At 55.2% G+C, this 26942-nt stretch carries 19 protein-coding genes, 1 tRNA gene and 1 other RNA gene; 16 read left to right on the top strand and 5 right to left on the bottom strand.

The annotated features are described in order from the left end of the window. Positions 1–87: 87 nt before the first annotated feature. Positions 88–1131, top strand: coding sequence for a porin (locus tag CIK92_RS00445; protein WP_173823783.1), 1044 nt, complete (start codon positions 88–90; stop codon positions 1129–1131). Positions 1132–1167: 36 nt separating this feature from the next. On the opposite strand, the gene CIK92_RS00440 is transcribed toward CIK92_RS00445, so the two are convergent. After that, positions 1168–2199 (bottom strand): hypothetical protein, encoded by a 1032-nt coding sequence (locus CIK92_RS00440; RefSeq protein ID WP_094387787.1) that lies wholly within the window; start codon positions 2197–2199, stop codon positions 1168–1170. Positions 2200–2700: 501 nt separating this feature from the next. On the opposite strand from CIK92_RS00440, the gene CIK92_RS00425 reads away from it, so the two are divergent. The 15 genes from CIK92_RS00425 to CIK92_RS00355 all read left to right on the top strand — a co-directional run bounded on the left by CIK92_RS00425 (position 2701) and on the right by CIK92_RS00355 (position 22540). Continuing rightward, positions 2701–3699 (top strand): lysylphosphatidylglycerol synthase transmembrane domain-containing protein, encoded by a 999-nt coding sequence (locus CIK92_RS00425; RefSeq protein ID WP_094387784.1) that lies wholly within the window; start codon positions 2701–2703, stop codon positions 3697–3699. A 12-nt stretch (positions 3700–3711) separates the two neighbouring features. Beyond that, on the top strand, positions 3712–5169 hold the full coding sequence (locus CIK92_RS00420; protein ID WP_094387783.1) for an aminoacyl-histidine dipeptidase: 1458 nt from the start codon (positions 3712–3714) through the stop codon (positions 5167–5169). A gap of 260 nt (positions 5170–5429) precedes the next feature. Then, positions 5430–6356, top strand: a complete 927-nt coding sequence (locus tag CIK92_RS00415) for a magnesium transporter CorA family protein (protein ID WP_022310858.1) — start codon at positions 5430–5432, stop codon at positions 6354–6356. A 118-nt stretch (positions 6357–6474) separates the two neighbouring features. Further along, on the top strand, positions 6475–8337 hold the full coding sequence (locus CIK92_RS00410; RefSeq protein ID WP_094387782.1) for a DUF349 domain-containing protein: 1863 nt from the start codon (positions 6475–6477) through the stop codon (positions 8335–8337). Positions 8338–8533: 196 nt separating this feature from the next. Continuing rightward, positions 8534–8728 carry a hypothetical protein gene (locus tag CIK92_RS13220; protein WP_144289277.1) on the top strand — a complete coding sequence of 65 codons (195 nt, stop codon included), beginning with the start codon at positions 8534–8536 and terminating at the stop codon, positions 8726–8728. Between the two features lie 48 nt (positions 8729–8776). Next, a complete protein-coding gene (locus tag CIK92_RS00400; RefSeq protein WP_022310860.1) occupies positions 8777–9673 on the top strand; it encodes a DMT family transporter in 897 nt (298 codons plus the stop codon). A 176-nt stretch (positions 9674–9849) separates the two neighbouring features. Further along, positions 9850–14550: a translocation/assembly module TamB domain-containing protein gene (locus CIK92_RS00395; RefSeq protein WP_094387780.1), complete on the top strand. Its 4701-nt coding sequence runs from the start codon at positions 9850–9852 to the stop codon at positions 14548–14550. Next, positions 14531–16870 carry a BamA/TamA family outer membrane protein gene (locus CIK92_RS00390; protein WP_094387779.1) on the top strand — a complete coding sequence of 780 codons (2340 nt, stop codon included), beginning with the start codon at positions 14531–14533 and terminating at the stop codon, positions 16868–16870. The genes CIK92_RS00395 and CIK92_RS00390 overlap by 20 nt, the downstream gene beginning before the upstream one ends. Before the next feature lie 364 nt (positions 16871–17234). Next, entirely contained in the window at positions 17235–17807 is a 573-nt protein-coding gene (locus CIK92_RS00385) for a C10 family peptidase (RefSeq protein ID WP_094387778.1), read from the top strand. A gap of 29 nt (positions 17808–17836) precedes the next feature. Continuing rightward, positions 17837–19111, top strand: a complete 1275-nt coding sequence (locus CIK92_RS00380; RefSeq protein WP_094387777.1) for a serpin family protein — start codon at positions 17837–17839, stop codon at positions 19109–19111. A 195-nt stretch (positions 19112–19306) separates the two neighbouring features. Beyond that, positions 19307–20512, top strand: coding sequence for a sigma-54-dependent Fis family transcriptional regulator (locus tag CIK92_RS00375; protein WP_094384383.1), 1206 nt, complete (start codon positions 19307–19309; stop codon positions 20510–20512). Positions 20513–20557: 45 nt separating this feature from the next. Continuing rightward, positions 20558–21046: an LPS assembly lipoprotein LptE gene (lptE, locus tag CIK92_RS00370; protein ID WP_371327089.1), complete on the top strand. Its 489-nt coding sequence runs from the start codon at positions 20558–20560 to the stop codon at positions 21044–21046. Positions 21047–21073: 27 nt separating this feature from the next. Beyond that, a complete protein-coding gene (locus CIK92_RS00365; RefSeq protein WP_094387791.1) occupies positions 21074–21826 on the top strand; it encodes a hypothetical protein in 753 nt (250 codons plus the stop codon). Between the two features lie 39 nt (positions 21827–21865). Then, a complete protein-coding gene (gene secG / locus CIK92_RS00360; RefSeq protein WP_022310866.1) occupies positions 21866–22240 on the top strand; it encodes a preprotein translocase subunit SecG in 375 nt (124 codons plus the stop codon). Between the two features lie 226 nt (positions 22241–22466). Further along, a tRNA-His gene (locus tag CIK92_RS00355) sits at positions 22467–22540 on the top strand. A 657-nt stretch (positions 22541–23197) separates the two neighbouring features. Here CIK92_RS00355 and CIK92_RS00345 read toward each other — a convergent pair. From CIK92_RS00345 to ssrA, 4 genes are all read right to left on the bottom strand, one after another. Beyond that, complete coding sequence (locus tag CIK92_RS00345) at positions 23198–23545, bottom strand: hypothetical protein (protein WP_094387775.1); 348 nt, start codon at positions 23543–23545, stop codon at positions 23198–23200. Between the two features lie 33 nt (positions 23546–23578). Continuing rightward, positions 23579–24934, bottom strand: a complete 1356-nt coding sequence (locus CIK92_RS00340) for a hypothetical protein (protein ID WP_094387774.1) — start codon at positions 24932–24934, stop codon at positions 23579–23581. Beyond that, positions 24931–26058, bottom strand: coding sequence for a hypothetical protein (locus CIK92_RS00335; RefSeq protein WP_144289276.1), 1128 nt, complete (start codon positions 26056–26058; stop codon positions 24931–24933). The genes CIK92_RS00340 and CIK92_RS00335 overlap by 4 nt, the downstream gene beginning before the upstream one ends. Positions 26059–26212: 154 nt before the next feature. After that, positions 26213–26613, bottom strand: a transfer-messenger RNA (tmRNA) gene (gene ssrA / locus CIK92_RS00330). Between the last annotated feature and the right edge of the window lie 329 nt (positions 26614–26942).

Genomic DNA, 26942 nt, shown 5'->3' with positions numbered 1-26942 from the left:
GCTATGATGCTGAAACTGCATTTCAACATGGTTGTAACACGGCTGAAACAACCATGTCGTAACTTTGCGCAAAATTCTAAAACGCTTATGACAAAGCAATTTCTCATATTTACGCTATGCACGGCGGTATGTGGCATGGCTGCCACCGCAGAAGCCGTGGCTCAAGACAACCAGAAAAGAAGTATGAAGATTGGCGGTACCCTGCGCTCCAAGTATGAATATCAGACCAGCGAGGGGGAGGGCCGTTTCCAGGTGCGCACGGCACGTGTAAATGTGTCGGGCACGCTCTCGCCGGTGGTGTCGTACAAGGCGGAGATAGACCTCTGCGACGAGGGAAAAATCAAGATGCTCGACGCCTATACCACCATCACTCCCTCAGACCGGTGGGCACTGACGATAGGCCAGATGCGCGTGCCGTTCACGATAGACGCCCACCGCTCGCCCCACCAGCAGTACTTCGCCAACAGGTCGTTTATCGCCAAGCAGGTGGGCAACATCCGCGATGTGGGTGCCAAGGCTGGCTACAACTTCAGGATGGGCTTCCCTGTCGTCATCGAGGCAGGTCTGTACAACGGCTCGGGACTTACCGACCAGAAAGACTACTGGACCAAGGGCATCAACTTCTCTGCCAAGATGCAGGCGATGCTCCCCGTGGGGCTCAACGTGGTGCTGAGCGCACAGAAAATCAAGCCTGAGGCGACGGGCATCATGATGTATGACGCCGGACTCAACTTCCACCGCCGCGGATGGGTGGTGGAGGCCGAATATCTCTACAAGCACTATGACGACGGGGCCTTCAAGCCGGTACACGCCGTAGATGCTTTCGTCAACTACGACATCGCGATGAAGAAAGGATGTTTTACCAAGATTTCGCCGCTGCTGCGCTACGACTACATGACCGACCACAGCGATGGACACCAGTATCTTGACGGCAAAAAGGACGAGGGCGGCAGCCTGATCGTCAATGACTACCGCCGCAGCCGTGTCACGGGTGGCGTGACGCTGAGCCTCGACAAGCCCTTCGTCAGCGACATCCGCATCAACTATGAGAAGTATTTCTACGCCACAGGCGCCATCGCCAAGCCTTCCGAGCGCGACAAGATAGTCATAGAGGTGGTCACCCACTTCTAACGGCTGACGCCTGGGACTGATGGCTGGCGCGGGGTGTTAACGGTCGCTCGCTCGGGCCATACGCTCCTCGAGCGCCTCACGCAGGTTGTCGGTCGTGGCGAGCCCCAGCTTGCGGCGGATGTGGGCTCGCTGGGTGTTGACATTGCTCTCGGTCTTGCCGAGGAGACTGCAGATGTCGCCCAACTTCTTGCCACGGAGGATGAGCTGGCAGATGGATTTCTCGGAGGTGGTAAGCTCGGGGAAGATTTCGTCGATGCGCGACTTCTCGGTATCGCTTATGCGCATGAACTCAGCCACGTTGGCAAGGAGGTTCTTCTGCGAAGTCTCGCCCAGGATGTCGAGCAGATTGCGGGTATGCTCAGCGCCATAGCGGTCTGATGCCAGTCGCACATAGGCCCTGATCTGCTTCTTGTTCAGGCGCAGTATCTGCATCAGTTCGGCTTCGTCGCGCCGCAGTTCGGTGTTCTCGACCTGGAGACGACGGGCGTTTTTGGCGATATGGAAGCCCAGAAAACTGAAGAACACCAGCACCACAAAGAGCATGAAGTAATAGTCGATGAGCGTGGAGTTATTGGTCGTAATAATGCACACGGTGTAGGTCACAAACATGATGGCGGTATTGACCTGGGTGATGCGGGTGAGATAGGTGGAGAGCCCCACGATGGTATTGCCCGAGAGCAGCAGCATGTTGATGATAATGACCATATACTTGTGGTCCATCGCCGGCTCGAAGGCGCTGTAGAGCGTATCGGCCGACAGCGAGAGCTGGGTGGCAACGGTCATCAGCGACAGGGTGGTGACTATCTCTATCCTGCGCCATAGATAGGCTGCCATCACCACACTCGCCGTGACGAGCAGCAGCATATTGCTCACGCTGAAGAAATGATGGAAGGCGCCCGAGATGCCCAGGATATTGGACGAGAGCAGCAGGACGAGGGCAATGTAATAGACTGAGAGGATAACCAGGCGGTGGTGACCGATATAGGAAGGCTCGCGTCGATGCATAAGCCCGCTGATGCCGCTACGGATAGTGGCAGACTCTCGGTCGTCGGTTGAGAAGGGTTTCATTGTGACTGCGATTGTTTTTTGTGTCCCCAAAATTAAACATTTTTACGGACATTGACTGTTTTTAAGGTACTATTTTTGACCTCAACTATTATTTTGACCATTTTTAAGGGTATCATGGTTTTCTTTTTAACCATCGTTTGATTAATTTTGCAGCACTCCAAGACATCAGACATACAGAACAAACCAGTATAAACGACCATAAAAAACTTGAAACACTTGAGAATTGCACAGACTACTCGCTTGGCTCGCGCCGTACACTTCATACAATTTGCTTTCACTTCATGACGCGGCGACAATGAGCCAAGCGAGGGAGACAAACAGCATCTCCCCTACTCCAGTTTTAGACTTTGTCATCATGGCTGCCACCTCGCTCGGGGCGGAGATGACCGCCGTCGGTCTGCAGAATAACTTATCATACAGCAAGTCGGACACAAAAAATAGGGAATTTTATTTTGTATTTCTCTCAGCTTGCACTACCTTTGCAATAAAAATAACGAGGTTTTGAAGAAGACAAGTAGTGACATATTGAAGATACTGTTCTCACTCATCTTGGGCGGGGCCATACTTTACTGGATGTACCGCGGCTTCGACTTTGCCCAGTTGGGCGACGTGATGCTGCATCAGATGGACTGGACATGGATGCTGCTGTCGCTACCCTTTGGCATACTGGCACAGGCATTCCGTGGCTGGCGATGGAAGCTGGCTCTCGACCCCTTGGGCGAGCATCCGCGCAACTCCACGAGCGTCAACTCGGTCTTCCTGTCCTACGCGCTGAGTCTGCTCATACCCCGCATCGGCGAGTTTACCCGCTGCGGCGTGCTGAAGCGCTACGACGGCGTGTCGTTTGCCAAAGCCTTGGGCACGGTGCTGACCGAGCGCGTCATCGACACGCTCTTTATCGGTCTGCTGATACTCGCCACCTTCCTCTATCAGTTCCCCATCTTCCATACCTTCTTCAACCAGACCGGCACAAGGCTCGACACCATGCTCTGCCAGTTTTCGACCACGGGCTACATCGTCACCGCCATCTGCGGCGTGGTGGCGATAATCTCCACGTTGGCACTGCTGCGTCAGTATACTATATATAATAAGGTGAAGAATACCATCAGCGACATGTGGGCAGGCATCACGTCGCTGCGCATGATGGACCACCGCGTGCTCTTCATCGTCTACACCCTGGCGATATGGGGCTGCTATTTCCTGCATTACTACCTGACGTTTTTCTGCTTCGACGCCACCTCACACCTGGGCATCTCGTGTGCGCTGGTGACCTTCGTGGTCGGCTCGGTGGCAGTAATCGTGCCCACGCCCAACGGCGCCGGCCCCTGGCATTTCGCCGTCAAGACCATGCTCATCCTCTATGGCGTAACCGATACCGACGCACTCTACTTTGTGCTCATCGTCCACTCGGTGCAGACCCTGCTCGTCGTGCTGATAGGAGTTTACGCCTGGATAGCGCTGATGTTTACCCGGCGACGTATCATTGTACAATCAACTTAACACTAAAATATCATGAGTGAGATTAAGAATTTGACACCCGAGCGCGTTTGGAAGCATTTCGACGCCCTCACCAAGGTTCCCCGTCCATCTGGTCATCTGGAACGAGTACAGCAGTTTCTCCTGGACTTCGCCGCACAAGCCGGAGTTGAAGCCTTCAAGGACAAAGGCAACAACATCGTCATGCGCAAGCCCGCTACACCAGGAATGGAGACACGCAAGACAGTAGTGTTGCAGGCCCACATGGACATGGTGCCCCAGAAGGCGCCCGACAGCCAGCACTGCTTTGAGACCGACCCCATTGAGACCTATATAGACGGCGACTGGATTAAGGCCAAAGGCACCACACTGGGCGCAGACAACGGTCTGGGCATCGCAGCCATCATGGCTGTAATGGAAGCCAAAGACCTGAAGCACGGCCCCATCGAGGCGCTCATCACCGCCGACGAAGAGACGGGCATGTTTGGCGCCAACGACCTGGAAGAGGGCATCCTCAACGCCGATATCCTGCTTAACCTCGACTCTGAAGCCTGGGGCAAGTTCGTCATCGGCTCGGCTGGCGGCGTAGACATCGACGCTTCTCTCGCCTACAAGGAGGTGGAGACCGACCCCGAAGACGTGGCGGTAAAGATTACCCTCAAGGGTCTGCGTGGCGGACACTCCGGACTGGAGATTCACGAGGGCCGCGCCAATGCCAACAAGCTGATGGTGCGCCTGGTACGTGAAGCCATCGAGGAATGTGAAGCACGCCTGGCAACATGGCATGGCGGCAACATGCGCAACGCCATCCCCTTCAAGGCCGAGACCGTGCTCACCCTCCCCAAGGAGAACGTAGAGGCACTCAAGGAACTGGTAGCCGAGTGGAAGGCTGACTTCGAAGACGAGTACAAGACCATCGAAAACAATATCGAGCTCTACACCGAGGATGTAGAGACACCCAAGACCGAGGTACCTGTAGAAATCCAGGACAACCTGATAGATGTCATCTACGCCTGCCACGACGGCGTGGTGCGCATGATACCCGTCTACCCCACCGTGGTAGAGACCTCGAGCAACCTCGCCATCATCGACATCGAGGGAGGCAAGGCTTCGTTCAAGATTCTGGTTCGTAGCTCGCGCGAGGACATGAAGGAGTATACCGTCAACATGCTGCAGAGTTGCTTCAACATGGCCGGCATCAAGGTAGAGACCAGCGGCGACTACGGCGGCTGGGACCCCAACCCCGACAGCGAAATTCTGAACCTGCTGCGCAAGATTTACAAGGAGCAGAACGGCAAGGATGCACTGGTACAGGTAGACCACGCAGGTCTGGAGTGCTCTGTCATCCTGGGCAAATATCCCAATATGGACGTTGTGAGCCTTGGCCCAACCCTCTGCTCACCCCATACTACCGGTGAGCGCTGCCAGATATCAACCATGCTTCCTTTCTGGAAGCTGCTGACAGCAACTCTGGAGCAGATAGCCGAGAAATAACAAGCCCCAACAGGCATACAACCACTGAAGTGTGGCAGGAGCAGACCGTTCCTGTCACACTTTTTTTGATGGCGACAGTGAAAAAAATCGAGAAACGCCGTTCCATTACGGAGAATTTTAGTACTTTTGCAGACAACAAATCAATTATTAACATTATATGGACGATTATCACGCGGAAAATTCTAATCTGTAAGCCGGAGTAAGCTTCATGTGCCTATGCTCCGACCCATTACCCATTTATTAACACGGAGACGAATGACATGAAGACATTTTGGAATATAGACAAGAATCTGACTGCCATCAAGGAGTGGCAGCCCAACTGCTGGATACAAGTAACCTGTCCCACCGATGAAGACCAGCAAGAGCTGGAACAGCGGTTTAATATCCCCGATTATTTCCTTTCCGACATCAGCGATACCGACGAGCGTGCCCGCTATGAGTACGACGACGGATGGATGCTCATTATCCTGCGTATTCCCTATGTCAAGGAGGTGCGCTCACGCACTCCCTACACCACCGTGCCACTGGGTATCATCCACAAGCGCGATGTGACCATCACCGTGTGCTATTACGAGACCAACATGATGATTGACTTCGTCTCCTACCAGCAGAAGCGCGGGCAGGGTTTCACCGACTATGTCGACCTTATCTTCCGCCTCTTCCTCTCCAGTGCCGTCTGGTATCTGAAGCGGCTTAAGCAGATAAGTCTGCTCATTGAGAAGGCCAAGCACAACCTGGACCATGGCGTCAACAATGAAAGCCTCATCGGCCTGTCGCGTCTCCAGGACTCACTTACATACTTCATCACATCCATCCGAGGCAACGAGACGCTGCTGTCCAAACTGAAATTCAAGCTGCAGGTCGACGAGCTCGACGCCGACCTCATCGAAGACGTCAACATCGAGATGTCGCAGGCACGCGAGACCACCAACATCTACTCCGACATCCTCGAGTCGACGATGGACACCTATTCGAGCATCATCAACAACAACATGAACACCACCATGCGTACGCTGACCTCCATCAGTATCGTCATGATGTTGCCCACGCTGATATCTTCACTCTTCGGAATGAACCTCATCAACGGTATGGAAAACTACCCCTATGGCTTCATCATCGCCATCATCATTTCCATACTCGTTTCGGGCTTCACGTGGTGGATATTGCGCTTCAAACGACTATTATAACCCCAAAACGATAAGAAATATTAATATTTGTTAGGTCATTAGGAACTTTTTCATTAAGTTTGCATCCTACATAATAACAAATATAGTGGAAACCGATAATCATAAACTAAACAGTGATATGATGGACTCTCAAGACAACGTCCTGAAACAGGACATTACTGAAGAAGCAGTGGCAGTCCAGCCTGCCAACGTAGACAACGATACCGTGGCCGAAGCCGGCAATGCCCCCGCGACAACGGCAGTGGACAGCGAGCCCGATACCGAGGCTGCACCGCTGAAGATGTATGCCTCCAAGTACGAGGTACTCGAACGTGTCAAGGAGCTGGCCCACAGCGACGAGACTCCCGCCAAGGACGAGGTAGACCATCTTAAGACGGCGTTCTACAAGCTGCTCTTCGCCGAGCGCGAGGCCGACCAGAAGACATTCATCGAGAACGGTGGCGACCCCGAAGCCTACGTGATGAAGACCGACGACAGCGAGGAGCAGTTCAAGGCCGAGATGGGACTCATCAAAGAGAAGAGAGCCAAGGCTTTCCAGCAACAGGAAGAGGAAAAGAAGGCAAATCTGCAGCGCAAGCAGCAGATTATAGAAAAGATAAAGATGATGTCTACATCACCCGAAGAGGCCAACAAGTCTTACAACGACTTCAAGGCACTCCAGCAGGAATGGAAAGACATCAAGGCAGTGCCCGCCGAGAAGGCCAACGAGCTGTGGCGCAACTACCAGCTCTATGTCGAGCAGTATTATGACCTGCTCAACCTCAACCGCGAGCTGCGCGAGTATGATTTCAAGAAGAATCTGGAGCAGAAGACACTGCTCTGCGAAGCTGCAGAGAAGCTCGCCGACGAGCCCGATGCCGTCAGCGCTTTCCACCAGTTGCAGGAGCTCCACCAGCAGTATCGCGAGATAGGCCCCGTGGCTAAGGAGCTGCGCGAGCAGATTTGGGCACGCTTCAAGGCTGCCTCTACCGTCATCAACAAGCGCCACCAGCAGCACTTCGAAGAGCTGCGCGCCAAGGAAGAGGAAAACCTGACACGCAAGACCGCACTCTGCGAGAAGGTGGAAGCCATTGCCAAGGAGGAAAACAAGAACGCCACCGACTGGGAGAACCACACCAAGCAGATTATAGAAATCCAGACCGAATGGAAGACCATCGGCTTTGCTCCGCAGAAGATGAATGTCAAGATATTCGACCGCTTCCGCGCCGCCTGCGATGACTTCTTCGGCCGCAAGGCTGAGTTCTTCAAGACTCTGAAGGAGAAATTCGCTGAGAACACCAAGAAGAAGAAGGAGATGGTAGAACAGGCCAAGGCCCTCATGGACTCTACCGACTGGAAAGCCACCTCCGACAAGCTCATCAAGCTGCAGAAGGAGTGGAAGACCATCGGCATGGTGCCCAAGAAGGTGGGCGACCAGCTCTGGGCCGAGTTTGTAGCCGCCTGCAACAAGTTCTTTGAAGCCCGCAATGCCGCCACCGCCGGCACACGCAACGAGGAACAGCAGAACCTGGACCGCAAGAAGGAAATCATAGCCAAGCTCAAGGAACTGCTCGACAGCACCGCCGACAACGTGCAGGCCACGCTCCAGCAGCTCATCGACGAATACGGCAAGATAGGCCACGTGCCCTTCAAGGAGAAAGACAAGCTCTTCAAGGAATACCACAAGGTGGTCGACGCCCTCTACAAGCAGCTCAACATCTCTGCCAGCAAGCAGCGGCTTGACAACTTCAAGTCCAGCATCAAGAGTATGGCCAAGCAGGGCGAAGATATGCTCGACAATGAGCGTGGACGACTCATGCGCAGATACGAGCAGCTCAAGTCGGAGATAACGACATACGAGAACAACCTGGGCTTCCTCAACGCCAGCAGCAAGAAGGGCAACAGCCTGATAGACGAGATGAACCGCAAGGTCAACAAGCTGAAGGACGACCTCGAACTTATCCGTCAGAAGATTAAGGCCATCGACGCCGAGAACAAGTAACCGTCAGACACGATTGACATACGCCATCCCTCTGCCCCACCCCGGCAGAGGGATTTTTGTTTCCCCACGTGCCGCCATCACCGCGAAGTGACTGCGGCGCCACCCCAACCCGTCGGGGCTTGCCGCCCCAAGCGCCGTGACGTCCTCTATCCTGATTGCAGGGCGCGAAATGACTATTGCGGGGTGTGAAATCATTGTGGCAAGGTACGAAATGACGATTTCACGACACGAAATCATCTTTATTGTCATGGGCAGCGGTTTTATGGGCATGTCATTCGCGGTGGGTTCAACCGGCAGCGGTTTTATGGGCATGGGCAGCGGTCTGGCGCCTGCTGCCACCCACTTATATCCTGCCACGGCAAAAAGAGGGGCGGTTTGCTTGTCTGCCTAAAGGGAAATAAGTAACTTTGCAACACCAATTCATACACCGTTAACAGTCATGGCACGCAACAACACATGGATATACCACCTCGTGGCCTTTGCCACCGTAGCGATATGGGGCTGCACCTTCGTATCTACCAAGGTACTGATGCTCAACGGGCTCTCGCCGGCGCAGATATTCACGCTGCGCTTCCTCATCGCCTATGTGATGATGCTCGCCGTGTATCACTCACGGCTGTGGGCCGACTCGTGGCGCGACGAACTCAAGATGATGCTGCTCGGCATCAGCGGCGGTTCGCTCTACTTCCTCAGCGAAAACGAGGCGATGAACTTTACCTCGACCACCAATACCTCGCTCATCGTGTGCTCGTGCCCGCTCTTTGCCACGCTGCTGGTGAGGCTGGTCTACCGTTCCACCACGCGCATCAGCATGATGCAGTTGGGCGGTTCGCTGCTCGCCTTTGCCGGCATGGTCATCGTGGTGCTCAACGGGCGCTTTGTGCTCCACCTCTCGCCCCTTGGCGACGCGCTGGCGTTTACCGCCTGTCTGAGTTGGTCGGTCTACTCGCTGCTCATGAAGTGGGTATCTGCCAAGTATGGCGCCGCCTTCATCACCCGCAAGGTCTTCTTCTACGGCGTGCTGACCATATTACCTTATTATATATTCTACCCCACGCTCCCCACCGCCGCCGTGCTCACCAAACCCGTAGTAGTGGGCAACCTGGCATTCCTGGGCTGTCTGGCGTCGATGATTTGCTTTCTCACCTGGAACTGGTGCATCTCCAAGCTGGGCGCGGTGAAAGCCACCAACTGGGTATACTTCAACCCCATCACCACCATGATTTTCGCCTCGTGGGTGCTGGGCGAGAAGATTACTCCCTACTTCCTCGCCGGAGCCACCTGCATCCTGTTGGGCATGTTTGTCGCCGACCGCAGCACCAAGACCAACAACTGACGCCCGCTTTTTTACCTTCGCGACAGCCCCAATCTCCATCATCGCCAACATTTTCGGCGGCAAAGGGCCTATGATTAGGAAAAAAATACCTAATTTTGTAATCTGATAGGTTGTCTGTCAATGCGAAAGAAGCCACTACGGCGACTGCTTTCACAGAATTTCAACAAACAAGAAGTATGACTCACGCAGATACACTGAAACACTACACACGGCGGGTGCTGCGCGCGACGGGGATAGCCGTCGCCTCGCTGTTGGCACTGCTGTTGCTCATCACCATACTACTCTACCTGCCACCCGTACAGAACTGGGCGGTGCGCCAGGTCTCTGCCTACGCCTCCGAGGCTACGGGCATGGACATCGGCATCGACCATGTGCAGCTGGCATTCCCCATCGACCTCGAAGCCGAGGGCATACACGTGGTACAGCCCAACGACTCGACCCAAGCCACAGACACCATAGCCTACATCCACCGCGCCGTGGTCGACGTGCAGTTCTGGCCGCTGCTCACGGGTGTGGTCAATGTAGATGAACTGGCGCTCGAGAAGATGCTGCTCAACACCGGCACCCTGATACACGAGGCGCGGGTGAGCGGACGCATAGACGCCCTCACCCTGGCTTCCCACGGCGTAGACCTCTGCCGGAGCGACATGAGGATAGACCGCGCCCTGCTCGACGGCGCCCTGCTCGACATCGAGCTGAGCGACACCGTGCCGCCCGACACCACACCGTCGGCCAATGTGTGGAAGATTGCCGTGGAGAAGCTCGACATCAACCGCTCGGCGCTTACCCTGCACATGCCCGGCGACACCCTGCGCATAGGGGCACAGATTACCGCTCTCAAGGCGCGCCAGGGCTATCTGGACCTGGGCAAGGGGCTCTACCGCGTGGGCAGCCTCAGCCTCGACGACAGCGGCGTGAGCTATGACAACCGCGCCATAGACCCCGTCGAGGGGCTCGACTACAACCACCTCGCCCTCAGCCATCTGTCGCTGGCTGTAGACTCGGTCTTCTACTGCGCTCCACGCATCGAGGCGGTAGTGCGCAGCGCGGCATTTGCCGAGAAGAGCGGGCTCAGCCTTACCTCGCTCGCCACGCGCATAGCCATCGACTCGCTGGCGATGCACCTCCCCACCCTCGCCCTCACCACCACCCACTCCAGCGTCAAGGGGCGCGTGGATATGGACTTCAACGCCTTTGACAGCCGCCATCCCGGCAAGATGAACATAGACCTGCGTGCCTCGCTTGGCCGTGGCGACATCGTCTGTGGCGCATCGTCGCTGATGCCCAAGGCGCTGCTGCGCAGTCTGCCCGACCATCCGGTCAACATCAGTGTGGCCATGAGCGGCAACATGCAGAAGGCGCGCCTCTCCCGCATGGACATCACGTGGCCCACAGTGGTCGACCTGAGTGCCAACGGATTTGTGGGCAACCTCAACGACACCGACCGTCTCAGCGCCGACATCAAGGTCAAGGCCCGGACCCACCAGCTCAACTTCATCACCCAAGCCCTCGCGCCCGCAGTGGCACGGCAGATACGCATCCCCAGCGGCGTGCGGCTGCAGAGCCACATCACCGCCGACGGCCCCCACTATGCCGCCACCCTCGACATGACCGAGGGCCGTGGAGCGCTCAAGGGCAAGGCAGAGATAGACACGCGGCGCATGGCATACAGCGCACGGATGGCAGCACGTGGGTTGCAGGTGGCACACTTTGTACCTTCAGCGGGCGTAGGCACCCTCACCGGCTCGCTGACGGCACGGGGCACGGGCACCGACATGCTCAGTCCGCGCACCCGACTGCAGGCGCGCGCCGAACTGGGCCAGATAGACGTGGCTGGACAGCGCATCGGCGACACCCACGCCACCATCGACATGGCGGGAGGCCACATCCACCTCAACGCCGCCGGCAACAATCCCCTCTTCGACGGCCAACTGTCGTTTGCCGGCATCGCCAACGGCAGCCGCATCCGTGGCACCTTTGCCTGCGACCTCGACAAGGCCGACCTGCACCGACTGGGCATCGCCGACAATGCCCTCAACCTGGGCGTATGCTCCCACATCGACATCGACACCAATCTCAAAGACCATCTCAGCATCCTGGGCAACGTGGGCGAGATACGCATCCACTCCAGAAACCATACCTTCCGCCCCGAAGACATAGACTTCGACGTGCTCGCCACCCGCGACACCACCCATGCGCTCATCAGCAGCGGCGACTTCAGACTCGATGCCGACGCGCGTGGCGACTACAACGTGCTGCTGCATCATATCCAACTGGTAAGCCAGGAGATGCAACGCCAGACCCGTGAGAGATACATCGACCAAGTGCGCCTGCGCCAGCAGCTGCCCGAGGCGCGCATCTTCCTCAGCAGCGGGCGCAACAACGCCTTCTCGCGCTTCCTCAAGTGGAAGGGCTACGAGACCGCAAGGCTGCTGGTCGACGTAAACTGTTCGCCTGTACAGGGCATAAACGGACACATAGACGCCGACTCGGTGGTGGCTGCCAAATTCCTGATAGACACCGTGAGGGTGGCGGTGACGAGCGACTCGGTGCGCACCCGCTACCAGGCGCGGATAAGCAACAACAAGCGCAACCCCGACTACACCTTCACGGCGCTGCTCAATGGCGGCGTGTTTGAGCGTGGCGCCTATGCCGCCGCCCAGGTCTTCGATGCCCGCAACCGGCTCGGACTGCGGTTCGGACTGGCTGCCGCCATGCAGACCGAGGGCATACTGCTGCACCTCTATGGCGAGCCGCCCGTGCTGGGCTACAAGCAGTTTGCTGCCAACAAGGACAACTTTATACTCTTTGGCGACAATGAGCGCATAAAGGCCAACCTCAAGCTCACCGCTGCCGACGGCATGGGTGTGCAGCTCTACTCAGACGACACCAACAGTGACGCCCAGCAGGACCTCACGCTCTCGCTCGCCAAGTTTGACCTGCACAAGGTGCTCTCGGTCATCCCCTATATGCCCGACATTGAGGGCATGATGAACGGCGACTTCCACATCGTCAAGACCGAAACCGAGCTGTCGGTATCTTCTGCCGTGACGGTCGACAACATGAAGTACGAGAAGTGCGACATGGGCAATCTCGGCAGCGAGTTTGTCTACATGCCCAAGAACGACGGCTCTCATTATGTCGACGGCATGCTGCTCTGCAACGGCAACGAGGTGGGCACCATACAGGGTACGTACAAGTCGGAGGGCGACGGATGGCTCGATGCCACCATGGGTCTGCAGCGTATGCCTATGCAGCTCGTCAACGGCTTCATCCCCGACCGCCTCATCGGTCTGCGCGGCTATGGCGACGGCACCCTCTCCGTGCGCGGCCAGCTCGACAGCCCCATCGTCGATGGCGAGGTATATCTCGACTCTACCTACCTCTTCAGCGAACCTTATGGCGTGCAGATGCGCTTTGCCGACGACCCCGTGCGCATCGTCGGCAGCCGGCTCCTGTTTGAAAACTTTGAGATGTTTGCCAACAACGACGCGCCGCTCAACATCTCGGGCAATCTCGACTTTACCGACCTCGGCAACATGATGCTCGATATCCGTATGCGCGCCGAAAACTTCAAGATTATCGACGCCAAGGAGAACGCCAGGTCTGAAGCCTACGGCAAGGCCTTCGTCAACTTCTACGGCATGATGAACGGCCCGGTAGACAACCTGCGCATGCGCGGCAAGCTCGACGTACTGGGCAACACCGATATGACCTACGTGATGCGCGACGCCGAACTCACCGCCGACACGCAGCTCGACGAGCTGGTGCAGTTTACCAACTTCCGCGACACCACCAAGTCAGAGCCCGTGCAGCGCCCCGCCATTCGCGGCCTGGATATGCAGCTGAGCATGTCGGTCGACGAGTCGGCCCACATCATGTGCATGCTCAACGCCGACCACTCCAACTACATCTCTCTGATAGGCGGCGGCGACCTGCGCATGGGCTACAACCCCACCGACGAGCTCACCCTCACCGGCCGCTACACCCTCTACAGCGGCGAGATGAAATACTCGCTCCCCATCATCCCGCTCAAGACCTTTGCCATACAGGATGGCAGCTACATCGAGTTCACGGGCGACCCCATGAACCCGCAACTGCACATCACCGCTACCGAGAGCGTCAAGACCACCGTAAGCGAGGGCAGCAGCAGCCGTGCCGTAGACTTTGACTGTGGTGTCAAGCTCACCCAGACGCTCAGCAATCTGGGCCTCGAGTTCATTATCGACGCCCCTAACGACATGACCATCAGCGACCAGCTCAAGACGCTCACCACCGAGGGTCGCAGCAAGGTGGCGGTGACCATGCTCGCCTCGGGCATGTATCTCACCGACGGCAACACCAACCAGTTTACGATGAACAACGCCCTGTCGTCGTTCCTCCAGAACGAAATCAACAATGTGGCTGGCAAGGCGATGCGCTCGATGGGACTCGATCTCGGCATGAGCATCGACAACACCAACACATCGGACGGCATGCACACCGACTACAATTTCAAGTTCTCCAAGCGTCTGTGGAACAACCGCTTCAGCGTCAACGTGGGCGGAAAAGTGTCGACCGGCGCCGACATCGACATGCAGCAGGGCAACAACGATATGTTCTTCAACAAGGTAGAGCTCGAATACCGCCTGGACCGCAATGCCAGCAAGTATCTGCGCGTGTTCTACGACAACAACAAGTACGACTGGCTCGAAGGCCCGCTGGGTGAGTATGGCGTAGGCTTCGTATGGAAGCGCAAGCTGCGCCATTTCCGCGACATCTTCTTCCTCGACAAGAAGGAGACCATGCCCGCCCCCGCCCCCAAGCAGACCGACGGCAAGCAACCCACACCCCCTCAACCCACTAATCAGGAAGACAATGAGAAAGACAAGAAATAAGATGACCGCCGGCATGGCGCTGGCTGTGGCGGCACTGATGGCGGCTGGCTGCTCCACCACCCGGGCGCTGCCCGAGGGCGAACAGCTCTTCACCGGGCTCAAGCCTATCGAGTATACCAACTACGAGCCGTGCCAGCATGCCGAAGACACCAAGATAGAGATGGAGTCGGTGCTTGCCTCTACGCCCAACGGCGCCCTCTTTGGCAGCAGCTACTACCGCTCGCCGTTCCAACCCAAGCTGTGGGTATGGAACGCCTTCTCGCAGAGCAGCTCGCCCTTGGCGCGGTGGATTACGCGCGCCTTCGGAACCAAGCCCAAGCTGATGAGCGAGGTCAACCCCGCCCTGCGCGTGTCGGTGGCCGAGAACCAACTGAAGAAGTACGGTTACTTCAACAGTCATGTCAGCGCCCAGGAGATTACCGGCTCCAACCCCAAGAAGGCCAAGGTGGCCTACACGGTGGATATGGGTCGTCTGTGGCGCTACGACTCTATCCAGTATGTGGGCTTCCCCACCCATGCCGACAGCCTGCTCCACAGCGCCGACGACCAGGCGCTCATAGGCAGGGGCAACCCCTTCAGCGTGGCTTCGCTCGACCAGGAACGCCAGCGGCTCAGCACCCTCTTCCGCACCCACGGCTACTATTACTATCAGCCCGGCTACGCCACCTATCTGGCTGACACCATCAACAAGCCGGGCCAGGTCGACGTAAGACTGCAGCTGGCCGACAGTCTGTCGCCGCAGGTGATGCAGCAATGGCACATCGGCAACATCGGCATCGACTTCCGCCGACAGTTTGGCGACGTGCTGCAAGACTCCATCCACTTCCGCCACCTCACCGCACGCTTCAACGGACGCCGCTCGCCCGTGCGTCTCGGTGCCATACTGCACGATGTCAAGCTGCGCCACGGCAGACTCTACAGCAGCGACGACGAGGCACAGACGATGAAGGCCATCCAGAACACGGGACTCTTCAGCTACAGCACCCTCAGATTTACGCCACGCGACAACGACACCCTCGACCTGCAGCTCGACCTGGTGATGGACAAGCCCTACGACTTCTACATCGAAGCCAACGCCAAGGGCAAGACCACCGGACGCATGGGACCCGAGCTGGTGGCTGGTCTCGTCAAGCGCAACGCCTTCCGCGGCGGCGAGCGCCTCGACATCAATATCCACGGCTCCTACGAGATGCAGACAGGACACAGCGCCGAGGGCAGCCAGAGCGGCATCAAGTCGTATGAATATGGCGGCGACGTGGCTCTGGTCTTCCCCCGCATGCTCACCCTGCGCAGCCTCTTCACTCCCAACAAGATGCGCATGCGCCGCATCGGACGCTGGTATCGCTACGGTGTGCCCACTACCACCATCAAGGCGTCCAAGAACGTGCTCCACCGTGGCGGGTACTTCAAGCGCCACGTGCTCTCGGGCGAACTTACCTACGCGTTCCAGTCGTCGCCACAGTCACGCCATCAGTTCAGCCCGCTCATACTGTCCTATGAGTACATGCAGCGTCAGACCCAGGCGTTTATCGACCTGCTGGAGCGCAACCCGTATCTCAGCGTGTCCATGCGCGACCAGTTTGTGCCCAAGATGTCCTATACCTATACCTACAACAGCCCTTCTACGATGCGCCACCCCATCAGCTGGGAGATAACTGCCAGCGAGGCGGGCAACCTGCTGGCTGCGGCGTATACCATGATGGGCGAACGATGGGCCGAGCGCAACAAGACGATGTTCAAAAACCCCTTCGCCCAGTTTGTCAAGCTCCAGACCGATTTTGTCAAGAAGTGGCGCGTCACCGACAAGTCGTCGCTGCTGGGCCACGTCAATGCCGGCGCCGTAATCAGTTATGGCAACGCGCAGAGTGCGCCCTATTATGAGCAGTTCTATATAGGCGGTGCCAACAGCGTGCGTGCCTTCAACGTGCGCAGCATCGGCCCAGGCCGTTACCATCCCAGCGACGCCAAGCTCTCGTACATCGAGCAGACGGGCGACCTGAAGATACTGGGCAACCTCGAATACCGCCCGCAGCTCTGGGGCTCGCTCTACGGCGCCCTCTTCCTCGACGCCGGCAACGTGTGGTCACTGCGCGACAGCAGCAATCGCCCCGGCAGCAAGTTTGAAGCCCGCAACCTCTTCTCGCAGATGGCTGTGGGCACCGGTGTGGGTCTGCGCTACGATGTGGGCATCTTCGTGCTGCGCGTAGACTGGGGTATAGGTCTCCACGTGCCCTACGACACTGGCAAGAGCGGTTTCTATAATGTCAGCAGCTTTGCCGATGCGCAGAGCCTCCATCTGGCGGTGGGTTATCCGTTCTAATGGTCACATTATTCACCTCACTCGTCAGCAACCCCACCACTCTACAGCCCGTCGCCATCAATCTGCCACCGCCAGAGGATAGAGATGGCATCCCAAGACAACCATAGGGCATACAGCCCCTACCTGCCACACGACGGCAGTTGCCACCTGAGGCGTCACCGACTTGCGCAATAATTGTGCAAACCAGTGACGCCTCATGGGTATGGCTGCATACGGGATATACTCTCAACTATATGACTATCAATCATCATCGCCAGCAACACCGCCATCAATATTTTTTTGAAAATAATCAGAGAAAAATTTGGCGGAATGAAAACCACTTCGTAAATTAGCACACAAGAACATCAATTAAAAACCCAAAGAAATGTATAAACAAGTATTTCTATTACTCCTTGCACCTTGGGAATGGTATATTAGCCTCCATGGAAACCCAAAGGGGGTGTACACCGCAAAGTTCTTAACGCATCTCGCACATGAAATAAATGTTATTTTCGAACCGGATAATTCTGGAGGAACTATGAGGGGCGTTGCAGCAGTCCTCAACAAAAATGGCATAAAGGGCAAATTCGTTTCTGGGACAGGCTATATAAAAGACGAGATTGACTTTGGATTACCCGTATTATTTGCCGCTGACAAAGAAAAATCAAACGAAGATGGTCACATGTGGTTAATTGATGGATATAAGTATGATATTGAGGAATACGATGACATTTGGCGCTTTTTTGAAGACACTATCTACATAGACCCAAATGTTCCACGCGAAGGTACTATCATACGCGAACGTCGGCAAGTATATTGCAACTATGGTTACCAAATGAATTGGGGATGGGATCTCAATGACTTTATCCATGCACGTGATGAGGATAACACTTATTATGCGATTGGTAATTTTAGACAATATACCAAAAACTACTATTATTTCAGACGTGAACAATGACAATTATTAACATATAAAACGATACGATTATGAAGAAGTGTTTTATTCTTGCGTGGTTGCTGTTGCCTACCACATGGTTGCTGACAGGATGTACGGACAACATTGAGACAACTGCCCCCGAAGAGAAGACTACTGGTCTTGAGCCTATTCAGATGGAGTGCAGCAAGGTGCAGCAGACGCCATTTGCCAAGCAGAGCAACAAGTTTGCCAACAAGTTTTTCGCTACGGCAGCCAAGGAGGTCGAGGGCACAAACACCAACCTGTGTATATCGCCCATCAGTATGCAGTATATACTCTCTATCTACGCCAACGGCTTGGCTGACGAACAGGCGCAGAAGGTGGTGGACTTCCTGGATATGGGCACACTGGACCAAGTCAACGAGAGCAGCCGTCAACTGCTGGCCCTTTTCAATGAGGACGACGAATATGTCAAAGTGGCAATGGTCAATGGACTGTGGCAACAGGCCAACAGCAAAGAGATAATCCCATCATTCGCCGAGAAGATACAGACATACTATCTGGCTGACACCAAAGAGACCAACTTCAAAGACCCACAGGCTGCCAAGAGTATGATAAACGGTTGGGTTGCCGACAAGACCGATGGCAGGATAACCGATGCTCACCTGAAAGTGGGCGACTATACGTTTACACAGAATGCATGGGTCAATGCCACATCCTTTGACGCCAAGTGGACTTATCCGTTCAACGCCCTGCATACCAAGAAGGACAGTTTCACCAACATAGACGGCACCGTGTCAGAAGTAGATATGATGGAAGCCAATGTAGGTATGGCCTTCGACTATTCCAATGAAGATGTCTATATCATGGAACTGCCTTATGGCAAAGGATACTACACTATGATGTTGGGAATACCGCGTAAAGCAGAGAAGCTGGACTCTATATGCGCCAATACCGACTGGTGGGCAGTTCACGAGCAGGCCCATCTCGCTCAGTTGGAACTCTACATGCCCAGGTTCTCGATCTCTACAGACTTGACAACACTATTCAAGAATGAAGAGAATAGCGCTACTGGCATACTCAGTAAACTGGGATTGGACGAGTCTGTTGCCTACGCCGACATGGTAAAAGCCACAAAACCAGCACGCCAGATGTGGGGACTGTCACAAACTGCCATCATAGAGGTAGAGGAAAACGGAACCAAAGCCGTAACCTCCACATCTGGCAATGAAGGCATGTATATATCCCCTTACGTTCCGCGCAGGATAGACAAGCCCTTCTTCTTCGCTATCCGTGAGAATACAACTGGCACCATCCTGTTTATGGGAAAGGTAGTACATCTCTAAGACAACACGCGCGACAACACGCATCAACTCAAGCGGCCTGCAACCGAGAGCTATCACACTCACGGTTGTGGGCCGCTTAGCCTATGCAAGGGAAACCACCACGGCCAAAGCGGGCATAAGTTTTTGGATGCCAGCAATAAAAAAAACGGCGAAAACGACCATTATGTTGAATAAAATGAGTAATTTTGTACTCCAATGGACACTTCTGAACTGCAAAAGATAAAGCAACGGTATAATGTTGTCGGCAACAGCGACGGGCTCAACCGTGCACTCGACATCGCCCTGCAGGTAGCCCCAACCGACCTGTCGGTACTCATCGTGGGCGAAAGCGGTGTGGGTAAGGAGATTATACCCCGCATCATCCACGACAACTCCCCCCGACGCAAGGAGAAATACTTTGCCATCAACTGTGGCTCCATCCCCGAGGGAACGATAGACAGCGAGCTCTTCGGACATGAGAAGGGTTCGTTTACCGGCGCCATAGGCGAGAGCGAAGGCTATTTCGGCACCGCCGACGGCGGCACCATCTTCCTGGACGAGGTGGGCGAGCTGCCCATAGCCACCCAGGCACGATTGCTGCGTGTGCTCGAGACGGGCGAATATATCCGCGTGGGCGGTCAGAAAATCATGAAGACCAACGTGCGCATCGTGGCCGCCACCAATGTCAACATGCGCAAGGCCATCAGCGAAGGCAAGTTCCGCGAAGACCTCTACTATCGCCTCAACACCATCCCCATCCAGATGCCGCCACTGCGCGAGCGCGGCCAGGACATCCCCCTGCTCTTCCGCCTCTTCGCCCTGCAGACGGCAGAGAAGTACAAGCTGCCCAAAATAACGCTCACCGACAAGGCCAAGCTCCTGCTGATGCAATACAAGTGGCCTGGCAACGTGAGACAGCTCAAGAACATCACCGAGCAAATCTCTGTACTCAGCGAGAAGCGCGAGATAGACGCCGAGACGCTGTCGCAGTTTATCCCGCAAGACCCCGAGAGCACCGAGCTGGCCACTATCGACAATACAGGCAAGCACTCCTATGAGAGCGAGCGCGAACTATTATATAAGGTATTATACGAGCTGCGCGGCAATGTGACCGAGCTGAAGAAGGAGATAGACGCGCTCAAGAAGCAACTGGGAGAGCACGGCGCGATGACCGCCCAGCAATACGGCCACTCGCTCCCACACATCGCCAACGGACAGATGGCGACAGTACAGGCAGAAGACGCGGTGGCAGAAGAGATAAAAAACGAACCCGCAGAGCCCATGACGCGCGAAGAGCACGACAAAAAGGAGATAATGGAAGCGCTGGAAAAGGCCAACGGCCGACGACGCGAAGCTGCCATAGCCCTGGGCATCTCAGACCGTACACTCTACCGCAGACTCAAACAATACGGACTCGACTAAACGACGACAATGAAGAAAAAACTCATATACATACACCTCGCACTGATGGCATTCGTGCTGACCACCATCACCGCGTGCGCCTTCAAAGGCTACAAGTTCAACGGTGCCAGCATAGACTACACCAAGACCAAGACCATACAAATCAACGATTTCCCCATACGCAGCAGTTATGTATGGGGACCCATGGGCCCTCTGTTCAACAACGCCCTCAAAGACGAATTTGCCAACCATACCCGTCTGGTACAGGTCAAGCGCAACGGCGACCTCAAGATAGAGGGAGAAATCATACAATACACGCAACGCAACAAGTCGGTGTCGAGCGAAGGTTACTCGGCACAGGTAGAGCTCACCATGACCGTCAGCGTAAGGTTTACCAACAACGTGAACCACAAGGAAGACTTTGAACGTCAGTTCTCAGCCTCGCAGACATACGAGTCGACCCAGAACCTGAACTCGGTACAGGAAGAACTGGTCACCCAGATGACCAAGGACCTCGTAGAACAGATATTCAACGCCACCGTGGCCAACTGGTAAACCACCCCAACCACCACAGATATGCAACTGGACTTAGAGCAACTCATCAAGCATCCGCAGACTATGGACAAGGAGACCCTGTACGACCTCCGAAGCCTCATTGCGCTCTATCCCTACTTCCAGACCGCACGTCTGCTGATGCTGCAAAACCTCTACATCCTGCACGACCCCTCGTTTGATGAAGAACTGCGCAAGGCAGCCATATACATCACCGACCGCAAGATGATATTCAGGCTGATAGAGGCAGCACACTACAAGATCAAAAGCGCCACCACCGACAACAGCCAGGCAAAGAACGCCCCAGGCGCCGACCGCACCATCTCGCTCATTGACAACTTTCTGGACACCATCCCCGCCACCGATGAGGAAGAGCCGAAGAAGAAGAAACGCAAGCCAACGGCTGCCGACGCAGCGATAGACTACGTGAGCTTCCTGCTCGACACCGAGAGCGAAGACGAAGAGAGCCCCGAGACTCCGCTGATGAAAGGACAGTCGCTCATAGACGACTTCATCAACAACGACAAGGGCAAGATAGAACTCAAGGAAGAACCTGAGTATGTGCCCGAAAGCAATGACACAAAAGACAGCGAAAATATGGTGGACGGAAGCTACTGCACCGAGACTTTGGCACGAATTTACATCCAACAAGGCCGTTTTGAGAAGGCTTTGGAAATAATTACGCGCTTAAATTTGATTTTTCCAAAAAAAAATGCTTACTTTGCAGACCAAATACGGTTCTTGGAGAAGCTGATACTGAACAGCAAGGCCAAAAAGCCATAAGATATAGAGCAAATAATAACAAAAAAAATAAACAACAAGATGATTTACACATTATTCGTAGTACTTATCGTACTGGTATCTATCCTGATGATTGGCATCGTGCTCATCCAGGAGTCTAAGGGAGGAGGTCTCTCTTCACAGTTCTCTTCTTCCAACCAATTCATGGGTGTTCGCAAGACTACCGACCTGGTAGAGAAAATCACATGGGGTCTGGCCGCCGTTATGGTTGTCATCAGCGTAATCTGCGCCCACACCGCTCCCAAGGCCATCACCGAGGAAAGCGTAATGGAGAAGGCAGCTACCCAGACAGAGACTACCAATCCTACCAACATGCCTGGCTTCGGCGCAACCCAGCCTACCAAGGGCAATACCCAGCAGGCTCCCGCTGCCCCCGCAGCCGAGAACAACAAGTAAGAGTTACCGACGGTACGCAATATGAGCCCGTTCTGCCCGACGCAGAGCGGGCTTTATTGTAGCCGTCCACGCCGACGGGCGCAAGAGAAGGCTCAGCCTCCAGGCTGCGCAGCCCCCGTGGAAGCAGAAAATACAAGGCGGCGCGAAAAATAATGGGCAAAAAATTTGCAGGAAACAAATATTTCCATTACCTTTGCACTCGCTTAATGAGATTAAGCTCTAAATGGTGGCTGTAGTTCAGTTGGTTAGAGCGTCAGATTGTGGTTCTGAATGTCGTGGGTTCGAGTCCCATCTGCCACCCATAAGAAGCAGTTCTTCGGAACTGCTTTTTTTGTTTCCCCCAATCAGCCAAGCACGCAGCCGAGCACATCCCGCACGCAGCCGAGCACATCCCACGCACAGCCAAGCACATCCCGCGCACTACCAACATCATCCCACACATTGCCGAGCCCATCCCGCGCACAGCCGAGCCCATCCCGTTTACATCCAAGCCCCTACTCCGCCCCACCGCCATCGTCCCCGCAAGACGCGGAAGCACCCCACCCCGTCTGGAGCACATCCCGGCGAAGCTGGAGGATACCTTGGCGAAGCTGGAGGGTACCTTGGCGAAGCTGGAGGGCGTCCCGACAAAACTGGAGGGTACCTCCACGCAGCTGCTGACCGCCTCGGGCGACGCGTATCGGACGATACGAGCTTCCGTATCGGACGAAACGAGCATCCGTACCGTCCGATACGTACATCCGCGCCGTCCGATACGCGCCAGCAATGATGGTCACCACACTGCCGAACACACTCACAACCAATTCCTTGCTGACCGTTGACGACCACAGCACAACCTCCGTGCAGCGCAGCCCTGGCAACGGGCGCGATGACGCGGTCAGCGGCAGCCACATAGCCACAATCCCCATCCATCCCGTTACAGGACAGATGGGGATTGCCGGCAATCGGAGAAGCAGACTACTTCATCTTCTTGTTCATAGCCTTCAATGTGACCGAGATATTGGCCAGAACCCGCATAAAGCTCCAGCTAATCAGCGAGGAGGCCAACACCATGACCGTGGTCACAAATCCCCTGGGACTGAATATCTTGTCGTCGATGTATTGGTACTCGGGATTTTGTACCCAGACAATGTTGAATAAGCAGATAATCGAGGCGATGATGCCACATACCAATACGATGTTGGCGATAATTACAAGCGTCGTCTCTGCACCATTACCGGAATTCTCTTCTACGGGTGCTACAGCCTTGGCTGCCACTGGCTCTGCTACAGGCTGCACCTCAGGGTCTTTTTCATTTTCTTGCATGATTACTATTGTTTTTATTGTCGATACTTTTGTTTATTCTTTAGGGCTGCGGTGCATGAAGCTATTGTCGGCCCACAACAGCAGGACTATAACCGCCAGTGCCACAGCCACCTGAAGCAGGATGGCGCCCGGACGCTGGTCGAAGAAGCGGTCGATGTGGCGGTAGACGTGGGCGAAGAACGACTCTGCCGTATTGGCTTCGCGGATGACATTGCGGTGGACGGTGATATTGAACAATATCTCGCCCATATTATCGGCAAACCACATCTCGGGCAGATACTTCCTGCCCAGTCCGGCACGCAGCATGGCTATCTTCTGCCCATTGGTCATGGCGGGGCCGTAGCGCTCGAGCAGCGAGGTGACCACAACCGTGTTACGGCAGGAGTCCATGATGTCCAGCACGCGGCGGTCCAGATAGATGTCGTTGACCGAGACATAGAGGTCGCCCGAGTGGCGGGCCTCAAAGCTGAAGACACGGCCACGGTCGTGGTTGCCCTGTATCATGCGCCGGTGGTCGGCATCGCGGTCGCTGTCGTAGAGCAACGGTTCGTTGGAGGCACGTATCTGGTAGAGCAGCGAGCCAAAGACAGACTCGACCGCCGTCCACTCCATGCCCAGCAGCCGCCGGGTTTCACCCTTGTACATGCACAGCCGCGTGAGTTGGGCTGAGCGCATGTCCTGCTTGTCCTTGCCGGCGACATCATAGGACAGTCCGGGCATCACCATGTCGAAAGGCAGCACACAGTTGTCCTTGGCACAATGGTAGAGGTCGGCCACGCGGCCATAGTAGGCACCCGACGCCGTGACCTCGACCCTATCGCCCCGCACCACCTGTATGCCGGTGTTGGCCCAGCACTGCCCGGTATTGTAGAGAAACACATTGCGCTCGCTGCCACAGGGTTGGGCCATGGTGATGGCTCCGTGCTCATTGATGCGCTGCGAGGGGTCGAAGAAGAGCACGCCCCGGATGAAGAACGAGAGGATGACCAGCAGCAAGACGATGGCGAAGACCAGCGAGACAAAGAAGATGACAAAGTTGACGCGTGCCGACCTCACCTTGGACGGGCAGTCGGCGAGCCGCTTCACCCTCGCCCCAGACATGAGGGCTGCCACCACGGCTGCGCCTCTATAGCAGAGCCACGGCAGGAGCATGAGCGTCTTCCACACCATGCGCACCACGAGCATGGTCACCGGCAGCCGGTCGGTGGGGCGGTAGTCTATGAATGGCTTGATGCCCAACACCTCGGCATCGGTCTGCGGGCCCGATGGCGTGGGGCGCCTGTCTGACAACAACTCGGCAAGAAACGACCTGTCATTGATCACGTATCGCGCCAAGCCCGTGGTGGTGATGGCACTCGTGATGGTCTCAATAAGCGATTTGACATTCATTTTTGCTGCGTATTACGTTCGATGACTACAAGAAACGAACCCACATTGTCGGCAAACCAGGGGTCGCGGAACTTCTTCTCCTTATAATAATAGAGTTCGTTGTTGACGGGATAATTGGTCTTGTCGACCTCCCTACCATTGTAATAATATCCCATACCATACGACCGGGCCTTGAGGACAGCGGCATCGGCCACGGTGCCGTCCTTGAGTTTGAGCGGCAAGGCTATGGTGTGGGTCTCCTTCACCGTGGCGTCCAGTCCGTGCTGCTCTACCGCCGCGATGACCCGGTCGAGAGAGGCGTCGGGGGTGGCAAGCGAGTCTCTCAGCGTCTTCATGCTGGCAAGATACATGCTTCGGATGACCGTATCTGTCATCACCACATCGTTGACTGCAAAGTGGAGCACGCCATCGCAAGGCACCACATAGTCGACACGCTCCTTGGAGATGACAGAGATGGTGGTGTGCAGGCTGCCACGCTCCAGACCATCGAGATAGACATCATTGTCGGGGTTCTTGTACCAGCCTATATCCTTCTTGCTGTGCTCATAAGGGATGACCTGCATCAGCAGCACGCCGAAAGGCTCGTCGGGCGCCAGCTTGTACTTGTCTCTGAAGTCATTGTGGCCTCCCTTGCGCTCAAAGCCCTCGGTGCCCACCCATCCGAAGCCAGGCTGGCGGTCCTCGTTGGCTGCGTCGACCAGATAGTGTATGGCGGTATTGGCTGCACCCGATGCCCGGATGGATATACGCTCGTTCTTCTTGACCTCGATGCCCGAGTTGGCCCACAGTTCTGCCGTATTGAACAGCCAGTATATCACCTCCTTGTCTTCGGTCTGCATGATGGTGGCGCCATAGGTATTGGTCTTGATGACATTGTAGGGATAGAAACTCTTGACCACCAGCACCACAAAGGCCAGACCTACAAACAGCACGATGACTATCACAAAGAGCGAGGCTATCACCTTCCACAACGACCTCGGGCTCTCAAGGAGTTCGAAGAGGCGCTTGTGGCGCACGATGTCTATGGTTATGGTCTTCTGGGCGTCGTCTGGCTGAGCTACAGGGTCAGTCTGTGGCGTCACTCTCTCATCGGTATTCACCTCTTTTGGCATTTCTGGAGACATAGCAGTAATAGGTTATAATGTTAAGGATTAAGATAACATTGCAAAAATAAGCAAAAAAACGCTGCGAGTGGCCATTGTCGCCCACTTTTTTACTCCCAAGCATAAAAAAAGCATTACCCCGGCACACAATCCTGCCAACGTAATGCTATTGATGGAGTGGAGCTGGAGGGATTCGAACCCTCGTCCGCACAGTAAAACCATATGCTTTCTACACGCTTATTCCGGCCTTCGGTTTTCGTGCATTGGCAAGACCCGGACCACCAACCAATGCCTTATCCTCTAAGATTTCATCTTCGATGCGAGGCTTTCGAGAGACTATTTCCGACTGTACTGCACCGCTTGACCAAGGAGTTTCGGAAAAAGAGCCCTTGAGCGATGTCTCGTCCCGTCACCTGGTGGCGGGATAAAGCCAGTAATCTACTATGCTTCGATTAGGCAGCGAGAGCGTAATTGTTTTCGCCAATTAATTTGTCGATGACTCTGATTAAGGAGATAGCCAACGAGTCTCCGCGTGCTTACATACCATCTTAGCCGCCGTCAAATCCAGTCAACCCCAATGATATATGGGCTGCAAAGATAAGGGTTATTTGTGAAACCAACAAGAAAAAAGCGGAAAAAATCCATTTTCACGCCCAAAATGCGCTACTATGCGCTCGTCGATAGGGTAATGGCAGAGGCTGTCATAAGAGAAATGATGCCGTAAACAAACGTTTCAGACAAACGTCTGGCTTGAAGCATCAAGGCACACTCCTTATATCTAAAAACCTGAGTTCGGGATAAGCGACTGTCGTTTTTCTTGCTATGCCAGATTTCCGATAGGTGCATATTACATTTGCCCTCCAAACAATATGGATGGCAAAATGCAGAATTGTAAAGTCCAAATG

The organism is Prevotella sp. P4-67, assembly GCF_002251325.1.
Lineage (GTDB): Bacteria > Bacteroidota > Bacteroidia > Bacteroidales > Bacteroidaceae > Prevotella.
This window is presented reverse-complemented; position numbering and strand designations above follow the sequence as displayed.